At 41.1% G+C, this 16,714-nt stretch carries 13 protein-coding genes; 6 read left to right on the top strand and 7 right to left on the bottom strand.

Annotated elements, in window-relative coordinates; translation table 11 throughout:
* The first annotated feature begins 350 nt into the window (after nucleotides 1-350).
* Nucleotides 351-1,568 carry a porin gene (locus tag CHX27_RS07435; protein WP_094486132.1) on the top strand — a complete coding sequence of 406 codons (1,218 nt, stop codon included), beginning with the start codon at nucleotides 351-353 and terminating at the stop codon, nucleotides 1,566-1,568.
* Nucleotides 1,569-2,735: 1,167 nt separating this feature from the next.
* Here the strand turns inward: CHX27_RS07435 and tpiA are convergent.
* The 4 genes from tpiA to CHX27_RS07410 are packed head-to-tail and all read right to left on the bottom strand — an operon-like array spanning nucleotide 2,736 to nucleotide 5,671.
* Entirely contained in the window at nucleotides 2,736-3,488 is a 753-nt protein-coding gene (gene tpiA, locus CHX27_RS07425; protein WP_094486130.1) for a triose-phosphate isomerase, read from the bottom strand.
* Nucleotides 3,485-3,985 (bottom strand): TlpA family protein disulfide reductase, encoded by a 501-nt coding sequence (locus tag CHX27_RS07420; protein WP_094486129.1) that lies wholly within the window; start codon nucleotides 3,983-3,985, stop codon nucleotides 3,485-3,487. Before CHX27_RS07420 ends, tpiA begins: the two co-directional genes overlap by 4 nt.
* Nucleotides 3,985-5,073, bottom strand: coding sequence for a MauE/DoxX family redox-associated membrane protein (locus tag CHX27_RS07415; protein WP_094486128.1), 1,089 nt, complete (start codon nucleotides 5,071-5,073; stop codon nucleotides 3,985-3,987). The genes CHX27_RS07420 and CHX27_RS07415 overlap by 1 nt, the downstream gene beginning before the upstream one ends.
* Before the next feature lie 55 nt (nucleotides 5,074-5,128).
* Entirely contained in the window at nucleotides 5,129-5,671 is a 543-nt protein-coding gene (locus CHX27_RS07410) for a DUF1599 domain-containing protein (RefSeq protein WP_094486127.1), read from the bottom strand.
* A gap of 73 nt (nucleotides 5,672-5,744) precedes the next feature.
* Between CHX27_RS07410 and folP the strand changes: the two genes are divergently transcribed.
* Both folP and CHX27_RS07395 read left to right on the top strand, forming a co-directional pair.
* Nucleotides 5,745-6,575: a dihydropteroate synthase gene (gene folP / locus CHX27_RS07405; RefSeq protein ID WP_094486126.1), complete on the top strand. Its 831-nt coding sequence runs from the start codon at nucleotides 5,745-5,747 to the stop codon at nucleotides 6,573-6,575.
* Nucleotides 6,576-7,334: 759 nt separating this feature from the next.
* The gene (locus CHX27_RS07395) at nucleotides 7,335-8,858 is read left to right on the top strand and encodes a T9SS type A sorting domain-containing protein (RefSeq protein WP_094486124.1); all 1,524 of its coding nucleotides are present in this window, start codon (nucleotides 7,335-7,337) and stop codon (nucleotides 8,856-8,858) included.
* A gap of 467 nt (nucleotides 8,859-9,325) precedes the next feature.
* Here the strand turns inward: CHX27_RS07395 and rlmH are convergent, their stop codons facing one another.
* Entirely contained in the window at nucleotides 9,326-9,799 is a 474-nt protein-coding gene (rlmH, locus tag CHX27_RS07390; protein ID WP_094486123.1) for a 23S rRNA (pseudouridine(1915)-N(3))-methyltransferase RlmH, read from the bottom strand.
* Between the two features lie 42 nt (nucleotides 9,800-9,841).
* On the opposite strand from rlmH, the gene CHX27_RS07385 reads away from it, so the two are divergent.
* Together CHX27_RS07385 and CHX27_RS07380 are read left to right on the top strand one after the other, a co-directional pair.
* Nucleotides 9,842-10,639, top strand: a complete 798-nt coding sequence (locus tag CHX27_RS07385; RefSeq protein ID WP_094486122.1) for an ABC transporter substrate-binding protein — start codon at nucleotides 9,842-9,844, stop codon at nucleotides 10,637-10,639.
* On the top strand, nucleotides 10,639-11,412 hold the full coding sequence (locus CHX27_RS07380) for an alpha/beta fold hydrolase (RefSeq protein WP_094486121.1): 774 nt from the start codon (nucleotides 10,639-10,641) through the stop codon (nucleotides 11,410-11,412). The genes CHX27_RS07385 and CHX27_RS07380 overlap by 1 nt, the downstream gene beginning before the upstream one ends.
* A 233-nt stretch (nucleotides 11,413-11,645) precedes the next feature.
* On the opposite strand, the gene CHX27_RS07375 is transcribed toward CHX27_RS07380, so the two are convergent.
* On the bottom strand, nucleotides 11,646-12,338 hold the full coding sequence (locus CHX27_RS07375) for a DUF4197 domain-containing protein (RefSeq protein WP_094486120.1): 693 nt from the start codon (nucleotides 12,336-12,338) through the stop codon (nucleotides 11,646-11,648).
* A 135-nt stretch (nucleotides 12,339-12,473) separates the two neighbouring features.
* Complete coding sequence (locus CHX27_RS07370; protein WP_094486119.1) at nucleotides 12,474-13,067, bottom strand: outer membrane beta-barrel protein; 594 nt, start codon at nucleotides 13,065-13,067, stop codon at nucleotides 12,474-12,476.
* Nucleotides 13,068-13,200: 133 nt separating this feature from the next.
* On the opposite strand from CHX27_RS07370, the gene CHX27_RS07365 reads away from it, so the two are divergent.
* A complete protein-coding gene (locus tag CHX27_RS07365; protein ID WP_094486118.1) occupies nucleotides 13,201-16,620 on the top strand; it encodes a methylmalonyl-CoA mutase family protein in 3,420 nt (1,139 codons plus the stop codon).
* The last annotated feature ends 94 nt before the right edge of the window (nucleotides 16,621-16,714 follow it).

Genomic DNA, 16,714 nt, shown 5'->3' with positions numbered 1-16,714 from the left:
AAGCAACGTCTAAAAAATAGCCTAAAAAATGTCCATTACTCCTAATTGTTCAGTGCTTTTTTAGTTTTTTGGGCGGTCCGGCGGCAAACGTCTCGTGGAAATCCATAGCCGCCGTCAGGCCATCCGCTACAAACTTGTTCACTTGTTTTGCAACAGTCAGGCGTTTGCAAGCGCTTCGAAGGTCGCGTTGCCACTGCCGTCAGTTGTCAAAACAAGCTCCAAGGTTTTTCGCTGCTGTCCTTACCGCAAAAGTCGTTTCCCAAAAATCCGTTGCCAGTAAGACGTTTCCACGCCAACAATTTCCGTTTTATAAGCTTGTGGCAAGCACTGTAATTTAGCTATTTTTGTGCATGAGATTTTTTGTAACTGCGTGCTTAACGTTTGCCACAGCACTTGCGTTTGCCCAACGAAAGCCCGAAACGCCAAACAACGACCTAAAGCTGTCAACAATTCCGTATTATTCATTCGGAAAAGGTATTGGTATTACCTCGCCCGACAGTTTGTTTCAAATGAACATCCGTTTTCGGATGCAAAACCGCGTTACCTACCTCAACGAAGAAGATGAAAAGCCAGCGTACGACGGGCAAATCCGACGTCTTCGCCTGCGATTCGACGGCTACGTGGGCAGTCCCAAATTTTTGTACGCCATACAACTTTCGTTTGCGCCCGGCGATGTAGGCGAAGTGCAAGAAGGCGAAAACATCAATATTATTCGCGATGCGGTAGTTTTTTATCGCCCGTCGGCAAAGTGGAGTTTAAGTTTCGGACAAACGAAACTGCCCGGAAACCGCCAGCGTATCAACTCATCCGGTGCACTTCAACTCACCGATCGAACGATCAATAACGCGCGTTTTACCATCGATCGCGATTTCGGTTTTCAAGCGCATTATCTCAACGAAAAACTCGAAAAGCCGTCCTACAATCTGAAAGCGGCTTTATCCACCGGCGAAGGACGAAATGTAACGAACGGCTCCGACGACGGCGTGGCGTTAACCGGAAAAGTAGAGTTGTTTCCGTTCGGTGCCTTTCAACGCGACGGAACCAATTTTGAGGGCGATTTAGTGCGCGAAGCCAATCCCAAATTATTGCTTTCGGGCGCTTTTCAACAAAACAACTTAGCGAAACGAACCCAAGGACAACTCGGCGACGATTTGTTTGCACCACGCACCATGCGCTCGGTCTTACTCGACGCGATGCTCAAATACAACGGCTTTTCGTTGATGAGCAGCTACATGTCGCGTTCAACTTCCGATACACCCATTACCGTAAATCCGCTCGATGCTACGGATGTTCGTTACGTTGTTGTTGGAAACGGATTTGATTACCAATTGAGTTACGTATTTCCGAATGATTTCGAATTAATTGGTCGGTATTCGATTCAGAAATTAGGTTCTGAAATCAAGACATTTGCACCCAATACCAAAGAGTACAGTTTTGGAGTTACCAAGTACTTACGCGAGCACGCCTTTAAATTGCAAGCCGAAATTAATTACGACGACCTCGATTTTGCCGACGGTACCAACCGCAGAAATTGGTATTTACGCCTGCAAGTTGAAATGGGGATTTAAGTTGATCAATTCCATTTTTTTTGTTCGAGGCTAATTTCTGCAAGTTAATGAACACTCATTTTAAAAAATGCGTGAAAAAGGTTGGAGCATTAAAATGTGGTAATTTCGAAAAAGCTTTTTGATAATCGTTAAATCAGTAAGATCAAGGTTCAGCTGCATAAAATCACAAAAAAAGGTAAAGCAACACTCCGGGGCCTCCNGCTAATTTCTGCAAGTTAATGAACACTCATTTTAAAAAATGCGTGAAAAAGGTTGGAGCATTAAAATGTGGTAATTTCGAAAAAGCTTTTTGATAATCGTTAAATCAGTAAGATCAAGGTTCAGCTGCATAAAATCACAAAAAAAGGTAAAGCAACACTCCGGGGCCTCCAGCCCGCCTCCGGTTTAAAAATACAAAATCGATTTTTGCCAGACGAATTTTAAGCGTGTTTAAACGTTTATAAACGTTTAAGTTGGTTATCAACATTTTAATTGGCACGAATTACTGGATTTCAAGGCCAGTATTAAACGCAAAACAGTGAAATGGAGTCCATGCGAGCCAACAAACCAGAACTATATTTGACATCGAAAATTGCGAAAACGTCTAGATTGACCGCCAACCCAAAAAAAGTGATCGGTGCGTAAAATTTTATAAATCGAAAATGCTCAATAATGAAGGGGGTTTTGTGGCAAAAATCGTAAAAAGGGTACAGCAACGCTCCGGGGCCTCGAGCCCGCCTCCGGTTTAAAAATACAAAATCGATTTTTGCCAGACGAATTTTAAGCGCGTTTAAACGTTTATAAACGTTTAGGTTGGTTATCAATAATTGACACAAGATTTTGGTAGGTCTAAGATCGTACAAAAGTTACCTCAGCAATTTGTGAAAACGTGACCTATAAATTGCGAAGAAAGTTCGATTCAAACGAAATAGGGGTACACGTAAATCGCGAGGTTTTAGTGGTAAATAGTTGTTGATAACGATTTTTGGTTAGCGCTGTTGCGTGAGGGACAGCAGCGAAAAACCTTGAAACTTGTTTTCTCAACTGACGGCAGCGGCAATGCGACCTTAGGAGCACTTGTAAGCGCCTGACAGTTGCAAAACAAGTGAACAAGTTTGTAGCGAATGGCCCGACGGCGGCTTATACATTTTGCTAATAGTACGTTAAGCCGCCGGCACGCCCAAAAGATTAAGCTCCGTTTATAATCGCAGCGAAATCGGCTGCTTTTAGGGAAGCTCCGCCTATTAATCCGCCGTCGACGTCTGGTTTTGCGAAAATTTCCGCCGCATTTTCCGGCTTAACCGATCCGCCGTACAAAATGCGAACGCTATCGGCAACTTGACTTCCGTATTTTTTACGAACAGTTTCACGGATAAACTCGTGCATTTCTTGCGCCTGCTCCGGACTGGCAGTTTCACCCGTTCCAATAGCCCAAACCGGCTCGTAAGCAAGCACGATGTTTTCCCAATGTGCCGCTTCGGTAAAGAAGATTCCGTCGAGTAACTGTTGCTCGACAATGTTAAAATGATTGTTGCTCTGACGGTCTTTTAACTCTTCGCCAAAACAAAAAATTACCGTCATATCGTGCTTTAAAGCGGTTGCCACTTTCGAAGCGATGATGCTGTCGGTTTCGTTAAAATAGGCTCGACGCTCCGAATGTCCTAAAATTACCGTTTTAACACCGATACTTTTTAGCATGTCGGCCGAAATTTCACCAGTAAAAGCGCCGCCTTCAGCTTGGTGCATGTTTTGTGCTGCTACGTAAATATTGGTAAATTCTAAATGCTCGACAGCCGCAGCTAGGTTTACAAACGTGGGCGCAACAATAATTTGCACCTCTTTATCTTGCGGAACTGCGGCGATTAAATCGTTTAACAAATCTTCTGTTTCCTCAGCATTTTTATGCATTTTCCAGTTACCCGCAACAATTTTAGTTCTCATGATTTTAATTTGGTTAGTGTGTTGTTCATTGCTTCAAAGTCTTTTTCGATTGCGCGGTACGTAATAATTTTACCGTCTTTATCTATAATGATGTAGCGCGGAATCCAATCGATGTCGAGCGCTTGACCAAAAATACCTTTCATACCTTCGGGCGACCAATACTGGCTGCCTTTTAGCTCGTGGCGAGCAATACCATCGAGCCATTTTTCAAGGCTCTTATCGAACGAAATAAAAACAAAATTTACGTCGGGATGTGCCGCTTGCATTTTTTTCAAGTCGGGCATAGCTTTAACACAATCGCTGCACCACGACGCCCAACATTCGATAACCGTTACTTTTCCCTTTGCGCGATTGAGCACGTCTTTAAAGGCGATATCGGTGTTGTTTTCGGTTTTCAAAGTAATCTTCAACGCTTCTTCTTTGAAATTGGTGCGTTGTGCGTTTCCACAGGCTGTTATAAACAAAAGCAGCAGTATCGATGGGATGAACTTTTTCATTATTTGTATTTTTTATCGGTTTCAGAAATTACCTTTTCGAGCGCTTTCGCAGAAAACTGGTTGTCGTTTATGCCGTCAAAGAAAATATATTCGTTTCCGTTCCAGAGGTATTTAACTCCGGGCGTATCCCGACCTTGGCCGAGTAATTTCCAAAACGGTATGATTTCGATGACTTTATACGGATATTCGGCACCGGCGTATTCGAAGAAGGCAGGAATTAAGTCGGCTTCTTCGTTCATGAAAACAATTCGAATGTCAGGGAAATCTTTGTTCTTCTTTTTCAAATTAGTTAAATCGCGTGCCGCATCTTTACAATGCTCACATCCAGGAACAAACAAGCAAAATAGTTTTTTACCGCTATCGATGTCTCGGAAATACGATGCATAGCCCGATTTTTTTGCTGCGGGAGCTTTTGGTTTTTCGGCAACTGCTACGGTGTCTTTTACTTTAGCAGCTGTTTTAATGGTATCGGCATTTACGGGCACAGTTTCTGCGGGCAAGACGGGATTGTCAACTGTAAGCGTGTCAACCGCTTGATTTTCTTGATTTTCTGCAGCAATGGGTTGAATAGGTGCGAGCATAAATAGCGCAAGGATGCTCGCTAAAACAATACTGCACAAATACCAAAAGTTATCTTGGCGCTCATTTCGTACAGGTGTGATTTTATAGACAACTGCGAGTAAAATGACTGCAACTACATTTTTGATGATGGCTTCGATGGGCGTCATTGGAATTAATTCGCCAAAACAACCGCAATTTCCTGCATTTCCGCCACTTCCAAAAGTTTCAATAGAAAGGTGAATGATGAAAACGAGCAGTAGTAAAATGGTTGCGGGCAGTACCAAAAGGCGCAGTAATCGGCGTTGGAGTAGGAGTAAACCTAAACCAAGTTCGATACCAATGAGGATACGTGAAAAGAAAGGTGCTAGTTGTTCGGAAAAGCCGAGCGGATATAACTGCTTGACCTCGAATGTGGAAATAGCAAAATAGGGTGAAGGGTAGAGTTTTGCGATTGCCGACACTATAAAAAGTGCAGACACCAGAATTCGGATAAAAAAACTGAGATTGTGTTTTGTTGATTCAGTCATAAAATCAATTTTTCAAATGTACATCGATTGTAAGTATGCTTGTGTTAACGCTATGTTATTCGTTAACTTTCGCTAAAATCAGTGCAAATACCGCGTAGTTAATCATGTCTTGGTAATTGGCTTCGATACCTTCAGAAACCAGTGTTTTCCCGGAGTTGTCTTCGATTTGCTTCACGCGAAGTAACTTTTGCAAGATTAAATCGGTTAACGAACTGATACGCATTTCGCGCCAAGCCTCGCCGTAATCGTGGTTTTTCGCGAGCATGAGTTCTTTGGTTTCGGCAATTTTTTGGTCGTAGTAGCGAATGGCATCCGACGGTTGTAGATCGGGCTGATCGGCAACTCCTAATTCGCACTGAATTAATGCCATAGCTGCGTAATTGATGATACCGATGAATTCGCCGTTGGCATCTTCGTCGATTTTACGAACCGTATTTTGTTGCAAGCTTCGAATGCGTTGCGCCTTGATATAAATTTGATCGGTTAACGACGGCAAGCGCAAAATACGCCAAGCGGCTCCGTAATCGGTTAGTTTTTTGGCATACAAATCGCGACAAATGGCGATGATCTTGTCGTACTGCGCAGAGGTTGTGCTCATGAACTTCTTATCTTTGTTCGAAAAGTTTCAAAAGTACACATTTAGCTGCATTTTTTCTACTCGACGTAAATCTATGACAATCAACTGTAAAGGAAAATTAATCGATTTTCAACGTCCGAAAATCATGGGAATTGTGAATCTGACGACCGATTCGTTTTATTCGGGAAGCCGTTTTGCCGATTCGGGCGAAGGCATTTTATTAGAAACGGTAGGAAAAATGCTTGTCGACGGTGCCGATTTTATCGACATCGGTGCGTATTCGACACGTCCGGGTGCCGACGATGTTCCGGTAGAGCTTGAAATGCAACGTGTGGTTGCTGCGGTATCTGTTTTATGTCGCGAATTCCCCGAAGTGTTGATTTCAGTAGATACGTTTCGTGCAGCCGTTGCCGATGCAGCTATTTCGGAAGGCGCAGCGCTAATTAACGATGTGACGGCAGGTTTGGGCGACAGCGAAATGTTGGCAGTGATTGCCAAACACCAAGTTCCGTATGTGATGATGCACATGCGTGGAACGCCAAAAACAATGACGCAACTCAACCAGTACGACGATTTGGTTGGAGAAGTACTCATGTATTTTTCCGAGCGAATTGCAGCTGCGCGTGCCTTAGGTATAAACGATTTGATTTTAGATCCAGGTTTTGGTTTTGCGAAAAACGTGGATCAGAATTTTACGATGTTGCAGCGCTTCGCCGATTTTAAGATAGCGGGCGTGCCTTTGTTAGCAGGTATTTCGAGAAAATCGATGATTTATAAAACGCTAGGAACCACTGCCGACCAGGCCTTGAATGGCACTACTTTTTTGCATGCTTTTGCGTTACAAGGCGGTGCGAATATTTTGCGGGTGCACGATGTGAAGGAGGCGGTAGAAGCGGTTAGTTTGTTTGAGAAATTACAATCGTAATTGTTTGTTTTTCAATGATTTTCTCGTACACTTTTTTCGCAAAAGATGTCATTCAATTCCTGCCACGAGCGGCGTTATCACGCAAAGATTTAAAAAATAGCTGATTACGATTAACCTCACAGTCGACATACTTTCGTACAGTGTTTTTCGATTTAATTTTTAGAAGCTATTCCCGCTTTTCGCTATAGTCCTCAAAAAACACGCTGTTTTCACACGCGCCTCATTCGGCTTCTTCCGGCGCCGTTTGGAGCACGGTTCAAACAAGCGCCTTTTTCTCCGGGCTGCCGCTGCAATCGGGGCTATGAAAAGCGTTACTAACGTTTAGTGGAAAAAACGTATCTTTGTAAGAGACAAAAGGCGAAACGAGCGTTCAATTTAATAGATGTAAAATACGCATAAATTTTTTGACGCAAGGTGCTGTTATTGAGAAATTTAAGGGTGTTTTTGGAAGTTTAGATAAAGGAGGTAACTTCGCCAATTGTTGAGATGTGGCGAAATTCGCTTCGCTACTTTCGCCACATCAGGGCGGCGGCTTCACCGCCAGATGCGCTTAGTCGCTCACGCGAACTTCGCACATCTAGCGGTTTTGCAAAATCCCAATTCAACGCTTCGCTAGAATCGGGACTTCGCAAAGCCGCCGCCCTGTTAGCTGATATGATTTGGCGGGCATAGAAATATGACGTATTAATTTATTACCAGTCAATTAGCTGAGTGCCTTTTTAGATTAAAAAAGTAAATTTTAAAATTTATTACTTAAACATGAAAAATATAAAAATATACATTTTTTTTAAAATATTTATTGTCCAGTTTATTTATTCTCAAAATAGTTTTATTGATACAAGTTTTGGGACTAATAGTGGTTATACACTTGGTGTCGGAGGACCCTTTGTAGATATTATTGAAATTAATGGTGAATATTATACTTCAAGTCAAGGTTTTTCTGATTGGGGTATATCAAAATTTAACTCAAATGGTTTATTAAGCACATCTTTTGGAACTAATGGAAGCATTACAATAAATGATGACGAAGCTTGGACTATAAATGCCTATAATGTAAGTTCTTTAAAAAAAACTAATGATAATAAATTATTATTAGTTAATGGTAGTTATCCTACATCATATCCTTTAAATAATAGAATATTGATATCAAAAATAAATTTAAATGGTACATTAGATACAACTTATGGAGTAAATGGGCATTCTTATAATAATGATTTGACATATGGTATAAAATTAATTGGGAATTATCAAACCGAAAACGATGATATTATTTTTATAGGGTATAATACATCTTTACCACCAAATAGCGAACAGTTTATAACTATTTTTAAAATAACTAATCAAGGTCTTTTTGATAATACTTTTGGTATCAATGGTGTTATTAATTTGCCATATAATTATCAATCCTTTTATCCTGTTCAAGCAATATATAAAAATCATGATGTTTATATGCTATTTAATAATAGTTTCGGTAATGCTTATATGACAAAGTATAACATTTCTAACTTAAACTATGATATGAATTTTGGATTAAATGGTGTTCTAGAAATTGAATTTTCAAATCAAAATGAAAATGCTAATTCATTTACAATTGATAATAGTAATAATATCTATGTTTCTGGTTCAATTAGTACTGGAGAACAGTATAATTTATTTATTTGTAAATACTCAAATAATACTTTAGATTTAAATTTCGGAAATAATGGTATTGTAGAAAATCAATTTATTCCTAATTCGAATTCAATTGCGCAACCATATTCAACTAAAATCATTGATGGTAAACTACTCTTAATGGGAGAATCTTATAATTGGGATACAGCGCCCTATGTAAAAACATTTTTTGCAAGGTTTAATTTACTTGATGGCACTTTGGATAACAGTTTTGGAATTAATGGCAAAATAATAAATTACCTATTTAATACCAATAATTATTCATATGATTATTTATACTTAAATGATTCAATTATTACTTGTGGTTTTTGTCCAAATAATAATACTTCAAAACCATGTTTAGTAAAATATTTATTTAATGCGAATTTAAATACAGATGAATATAACAAAAGCAAATTGATAGCTTATCCTAATCCTGTAGATAAAACTTTATATTTAAATTCTGATTTAAGTTTTGACTATGCAGAAATTATTGATTACACAGGGAGACTAATTAATACTTTTCATTTGAAGCAAAACGAAATAGATTTTAGTTATCTACCAGCAGGTATTTATTTTTTGAGAGCAAAAAGCAAGAATAAACAGTTTAATTTAAAAGTAGTAAAAAATTAACATTAAAATTAGAAGTTTAAGATTTGTAGTTTGATGACTTTTACTAGTTGGCACAAATAAACAAAATACATAATTCTAATTGTAAGCTTCCCATTAAACCGATCTGTTTAAAAGTAGAAAAATAGTATTAATTTTAAACAGTAATTATGAGAAAGAGTAAATTTTCTCCTGCTCCGCAAACCCTCCCGACTTTGAGGTACACGCCTCGCAAACCTCCCAACTTTGAAGAACCGTACCCAAATTACCTAAAACTACGTGCCCTTATAAAAACCCCTTGTTTCCCCTGTGAAATCAAATTTCTTAGCACACTTTTTTTGTTTACGCACGTTTTCGCGCTAAGGATGACAGCGGAAATCCTGCCACGAGCGGCGGTTGCCGAGTGGCACCCCGATAGCTATCTGGGGAAGCGAACAGCCTGACCCTAGCTTGGGAACTGTGAGGGCAGGGGAGCGCTCGTATTTTAAAAATTATCCGTGGTGATAAGGTTCGTTTCGTAAAATAGTAAAGCCGCGGTACAGTTGTTCAACCACAAACAAGCGAATCATCTGATGGGAAAACGTCATGGCAGAGAGCGAAACTTTTGCATTTGCGCGCTCGTAAACCGCTTCCGAAAATCCGTACGGACCGCCGATAACAAAAATCAGGTTTTTAACGCCCGAGTTCATACGCTGTTGCAAGTATTCGGCAAAAGCTTCGCTGCTAAACGACTTTCCGCGTTCGTCGAGTAAAACCAGAAAATCGGTGTTGGCCACCTTAGCTAAAATGAGCTGTCCTTCCTTCTCTTTCTGCTGCGCTTCCGATAAATTCTTAACATTTTTGATATCGGCTAGAAAATCGATCTCAAACTTTATGTAATGTTTAAGTCTATTTACATACCTGTCGGTCAGCGCTTCCAGTTGCTTATCGTCGGTTTTTCCAACGGCCATTAATTTTAGCGTCATAAAACTTGAGCTTATTGCTTACTTTCGTTGCAAAAGTAACCGATGATTCGCATAACCGACGATTTAGGAACAGAAATTAGTTTGGCAAAAGTGCCTCAACGCGTTATTTCGCTCGTTCCGTCGATTACCAAAACGATCTGCGATTTAGGTGGTGAAGATCAGCTGGTAGGTGTCACGAAATTTTGTGTACATCCGGCGCATATTCGGCATAAAGCAATGAAAATCGGCGGAACCAAAAATGTAAAAATCAGTAAAATTGCGGCATTGAATCCGGATTTGATTATTGCCAATAAGGAAGAAAATACGCGTGACGATGTGCTGGAGCTCCAGAAAATCGCACCGGTTTTTGTAACCGATATTAAAGATGTTGCCGACAGTTTTCGAATGATTGAACAGTTTGGCATTTTGCTCGGAAAACGCGTAGAGTCCGATAAATGGTTGGGTAAAATTAAGCAGCGGCTCGAACTTTTTCGCCAACGCAATTTCACTGAAAAGCCCAAAGTCTTGTATTTCATTTGGAAAAAGCCGTGGATGAGTGTGGGCGGCGATACGTACATACATGAAATGCTTAACCTTGCTGGATTTACCAATGTTTGTGCGCAGTTAACACGTTATCCAGAAATATTGATGCCTTTTGTACGTCAAGATTATAATCCCGATTTTGTTTTCTTGTCCTCGGAGCCGTATCCGTTTTCCGATGCCGATGCGTTTGAAGTAGGTCGGTTTACGCATCATGCCAAAACCGTTTTTGTTGATGGCGAAGCTTTTTCTTGGTTCGGAACGGGTTTGCACTCGGCTTTGGCCTATTTTGAGTTGTTACAAGAAAAAATCAACAGCTAATGTTGGCGTACACTACTTACGGATCGGATACCAGCGCTCCTTGGATTACGTTTATTCACGGCGCTGGCGGAAGCTCGGCAATTTGGTACAAACAGCTGCGTTATTTTGCGCCGAAGTATCAGATTTTGCTGATCGATTTGCGCGGACACGGCGCATCGGCCAAACAACCTGTTTCCGAGAAACCCTATACTTTTGTAGATATTACCGCGGATATAATCGAAGTGTTGGATCATTTGAAGATTCAGAAATCACATTTTGTAGGAATTTCCTTGGGATCTATTCTCATTTTCAAATTGGCGCAACTGCGACCTGATTTATGCGATAAGTTGGTGCTTGGTGGTGCCATTTTGCAACTTAATTTTCGCGCACAAGTTTTGATGAATTTGGGAAAATTTCTGAAAAATGTCGTTCCGTATTTATGGCTGTATATTTTTTTCGCGTGGATTATCATGCCGAAGAAGAATCATGCTCCTTCCCGACGTTTGTTCATCCGAGAAGCCAAACGTTTACGCGAAGGCGAGTTTATTCGCTGGTACAAACTTACTTTGAATGTGAATGCCGAATTGCGTCTATTGCGCGAAACGCAGCTGCAAGCGCAGGCACTTTTCATCAGCGGCAGTGAAGATTTTATGTTTTTACCCAGCGTTCGAGCTACGGTTCAGCAACAAAAGAGCTCTAAACTGGTTGTTATTCCTAACTGCGGACATGTGGTGAATGTCGAACAATCCGACATTTTTAACCAACTTGTCGAGTCGTTTCTAAAAGAAGAATAGAAGAAACTACTGTCTTAAGTATTGAAAATGAGGTGTTTTTGTTTGTCGTTTTCATTTAAGTAAGCACAAAAAAAAGAGGTGATACGAATACCACCTCTCCTTTGCTAACTAACCAAACCAATGTATGTATTTCTACAATACAAAGATGCTTAGTAATTCACATTCAATGTGTTAATGTTGTGTTATTAATTTGTTATTGCTGTCACAAAACTTTAGCTTGATTTCCCTTTAAATTAATCTTGCATAGCAAATACTTGTTTAAGTAATGGCGTTGTTCGTGCTTGCAGGTTGTTCCGAATTTCTTGTTCTTCTACGGCAATCATTTTAAAAACGCCTTCTAGTGCTTTGTTTGTCACGTAATCGGTGAGGTCTGGGTTTACTTTGCTGACAAGCGGAACCGCATTGTATTTTGAGATAATTTCTTTCCACACTTTATCAGCTCCAACTTTACTGAGCGATTGTTTTACCACCGGATTGAATTTTCCGTACAGCGGCGTTGTGGTTGTTTGTTGTAAATATTGCGTTGCTGCTGTTTTTCCACCTAAAAGTATGTTCTTGGCATCATTGAAGCTAAGTTTTTGAACGGCGTCTACAAAAACGGGCGTGGCTTCTTTCACAGCCGATTCAGCAGCGCGATTCAAGACACGTAAACCGTCATCCGCTAATGAACTTAAGCCAATTTTCCGCAACGTGGCATCTACCTTTTTAAGCTCGTCTGGCAACATTATTTTTACCGCCTGATTTTTAAAAAAGCCATCAGTAGCCGTAAGTTTTTGTACCTGTTTGTCGATGCCAAATTGCAGTGCTTGTCGCAGGCCGGCCGCAATATCAGGGTTGGCCATCCCGCCGTATTCCGATGCGATTTTTTGCATTTCGGCGCAGGAACTTAGAACAAGAACGAATATAATTAGACTTAGTTTTTTCATAAGTTCAAATTTATAGCAATATACGTTATTAGAGTTTGAATTACCTTTTGGTGACGCTCACAAGGATAAATTAGTTCTTTTTTTTCAGCTTAAAGTTTTTTGGGCTGTCTGAACTAAGGTAATCGCACAGCAACACTACAACAAAAAAACGGCTCCGATATTAACCGAACTAAAACTATTGAATAAACCTATTTCATTGCTTTTGAAGACCTTTGTAAATGCTGCTGATTCTTGGTAATCCAAAATTACTGACATATTTTCGCTAACTGCGAATTTATACCCAATTCCCAAACTTATGCCTGCTTGAAATTTTCTAACGGGTTCTGGCTCCAATAAATCCTGGCCATCAAATGTAGATTTTGTATTAACTAAATACCCGAGGTTTGGACCAAAGTTTAAGTTCCAAGCTCGGTTTCCGCCGAAATGCCAATTCATGTTTAATGGAATAGTTAAAAAGGTATGCTTGTCGGTAAAAGCAGCAACTTTAGCTCCCATAGTTTGGTAAAAAATACCACTTCGGATACTCCAACGATCTCTAAAATAGTAATCAGCAGTTACTCCCAGGTGAATATTACTTATGTTGCCCAGACCGTCGCTATCTTCACCATAATAGCCTGACCAAGAATACCCTAAAATAGGCACTACTTCGATATCATTTTTGTCTCTGGTTTGAGCTTGAACTAAACCAAATAGAAATAAAATTAGGAACGTCCACGTAGATCTAATCATATTTTTTTTTGCAAAGCTACAGATATTTTGCAATCATATGTTAAGGATACTTTAAGAACTCTTTATTGCAACGCAAACGATTTCTTTCTAAAAAATGGTAGATTTGCACGACTAAAAAATTGGCTCTTAAAGCATGGAACAACAAGCACCGTACCAACCAAAAAATAAAGTAAGAATTGTAACTGCAGCCTCACTGTTTGATGGGCACGACGCTGCGATAAACATCATGCGCCGTATCATTCAGGCAACAGGTGTTGAGGTAATTCACCTTGGGCACGATCGCTCCGTGGAAGAAGTTGTGAATACCGCCATTCAAGAAGATGCTAACGCGATAGCAATGACGTCGTATCAAGGCGGTCATAACGAGTATTTCAAATACATGTACGATTTGCTTCAAGAGAAAGGTGCCGGTCATATCAAGATATTTGGCGGTGGTGGCGGTGTTATTCTGCCGTCGGAAATTGCCGAACTCCAAGAATACGGTATTACGCGAATTTACTCGCCAGACGACGGTCGCGCTATGGGACTTCAAGGTATGATTAACGATTTGGTGCAACGTTCCGACTTTCCTATCGGCGATAAACTCAACGGTGAATTAAAAGATTTACCAGCCAAAAAAACAACTGCCGTTGCCCGTCTGATCTCAGCAGCGGAGAATTTTCCAGAAATAGCTGCAACAGCCTTGTCAGAAATTCGCGAACAAAATAAAACATCGAAAGTTCCCGTCTTGGGAATCACTGGAACGGGCGGAGCCGGAAAGTCGTCGTTGGTCGATGAATTGGTACGTCGTTTTTTGGTCGATTTTAAAGATAAAACACTGGGAATTATCTCGGTTGATCCGAGTAAAAGAAAAACCGGTGGTGCACTGCTCGGCGATCGTATTCGAATGAATGCTATTAATTCGCCTCGCGTTTACATGCGTTCTTTGGCCACACGTCAATCGAATCTCGCTTTATCTAAATACGTTGCCGAAGCCATCGAAGTATTGAAAGCGGCAAACTACGATTTGATTATCCTCGAAACCAGCGGTATCGGACAATCGGATACCGAAATTATGGATCATTCCGATGTGTCGCTTTATGTTATGACGCCGGAGTTTGGTGCAGCAACACAGCTGGAGAAAATCGATATGCTCGATTTCGCAGACTTGGTTGCGCTCAATAAATTCGATAAACGCGGAGCACTCGATGCCTTGCGCGATGTGAAAAAACAGTACCAACGCAATCACAATTTATGGGATGTAAATCCGGACGACATGCCTGTTTTTGGCACGATTGCCTCGCAATTTAACGACCCAGGTATGAACGCCTTGTACAAAGCGATTATGGACAAGCTGCACGAAAAAACTGCTGCTTCGCTGGAATCAAGCTTTGAGATTACGCGCGAAATGAGCGAGAAAATCTACGTGATTCCGCCACACAGAACACGTTATTTGAGCGAAATTGCCGAGAATAACCGTAAATACGACGAGCGTAGCTTACTACAATCGGAGTTGGCGCAAAAATTATACGGCATCTTCAAAACCATTGAAACTGTAGCGCACAAGCAACCGAAACTAGAGAAAAACGGTCTGGAAGTTATAACGTCCAGTTCCGAAAATGCCGAATTATTAGATTTATTGTACAAAGAATTCGACCGCGTGAAAATGCTTTTGGAAGGTAAAAACTGGGAGCTCATTCGCGATTGGGAACACGTACAAGCGCAGTACAAAAATCCGGTGTATTCGTTTAAGGTGCGCGACAAACAAATAAACATTGCTACGCATACTGAGTCGTTAAGCCATACGCAAATACCAAAAGTGGCTTTGCCGAAGTACGAAGCTTGGGGCGATGTGCTGCGTTGGCAATTGCAAGAAAACGTTCCTGGAAAGTTTCCGTTTACTTCGGGTTTATATCCGTTTAAGCGCGAAGGCGAAGATCCGTCGCGGATGTTTGCTGGCGAAGGCGGTCCTGAACGTACCAACAAGCGTTTTCATTACGTATCTGCAGGTATGCCAGCCAAACGTTTATCAACCGCTTTCGACAGTGTTACTTTATACGGAAACGACCCAGATTTGCGTCCGGATATTTACGGAAAAATTGGCAACGCCGGAGTTTCTATTTGCTGTCTAGACGACGCTAAAAAATTATACAGCGGATTCAATTTGGTGCATCCGTTAACGTCGGTGAGTATGACCATCAATGGTCCGGCTCCGATGTTGTTGGGTTATTTTATGAATGCTGCGATCGATCAGCAATGCGAGTTGTATATCAAAGAACACGGATTAGAAGCTGAGGTTGAAGCAAAAATTGCAGCGATTTACAAAGAATCGGGTTGCGAACGTCCGCGTTACCAAGGAACTCTGCCGGAAGGTAACGATGGTTTAGGTTTGATGCTGCTCGGTGTAACAGGCGATCAGGTATTGCCTGCCAACGTGTACGAAGAAATTAAAGCCAAAACCTTGATGCAAGTTCGCGGAACGGTTCAGGCAGATATTCTGAAAGAGGATCAGGCACAAAATACATGTATTTTCTCAACGGAATTTGCTTTGCGTTTAATGGGCGACGTACAGTCGTATTTCATACAGAAATCGGTTCGTAACTTTTATTCGGTTTCTATTTCTGGATATCATATTGCCGAAGCAGGTGCCAACCCTATTACGCAGTTGGCGTTTACGCTCGCAAATGGTTTCACTTACGTGGAATACTATTTGAGTCGCGGAATGGACATCAACGATTTTGGGCCAAACTTATCGTTCTTCTTCAGCAACGGTATCGATCCAGAATATGCGGTTATTGGTCGTGTTGCACGCCGATTATGGGCAAAAGCACTGCGCGATAAGTACGGTGCCAACGAGCGTTCGCAAATGTTGAAGTATCACATCCAAACTTCGGGTCGTTCGTTACATGCACAGGAAATCGATTTTAACGACATCCGAACCACGTTGCAAGCCCTGTACGCGATTTACGACAATTGTAACTCATTACATACGAATGCCTATGATGAAGCGATTACAACGCCTACAGAAGAATCGGTTCGTCGCGCAATGGCTATACAATTGATTATCAATAAAGAATTAGGTTTAGCGAAAAATGAAAATCCGATTCAAGGCTCGTTTATTATTGAAGAATTAACGGATTTAGTCGAAGAAGCCGTTTTGCAAGAATTCGACCGTATTACCGAGCGCGGCGGTGTTTTAGGTGCTATGGAAACCATGTACCAACGCGGAAAAATACAGGAAGAAAGTTTGTATTACGAAACCTTGAAGCACACCGGCGAGTTCCCGATTATTGGAGTAAATACGTTTTTGAGTTCGAAAGGCTCGCCTACAGTTATTCCCGCAGAAGTTATTCGTGCTACGGAAGAGGAGAAAGCATATCAGATCCAGATGTTAGGGGAATTGCACAAACGTTATCAGGCTGAGGTGTCGGAAGTATTAGAGCGTGTACAACAAGCGGCAATCAATAACCGAAACATCTTTGAGGAATTGATGGAAGCTACGAAGTATTGTTCGCTGGGGCAGATTACTGCGGCACTTTTCGAAGTCGGCGGACAGTACAGAAGAAATATGTAAATTTCTAAGAAAGAGATAGTGCGTGATAGCCCACAGCTTGGCGTTCCAAGGGGCGGCAAGCGAGGATGGTAACCTGAGATTGATTACAAATCTG

The organism is Flavobacterium aurantiibacter (assembly GCF_002251775.1).
GTDB lineage: Bacteria > Bacteroidota > Bacteroidia > Flavobacteriales > Flavobacteriaceae > Flavobacterium > Flavobacterium aurantiibacter.
This window is presented reverse-complemented; position numbering and strand designations above follow the sequence as displayed.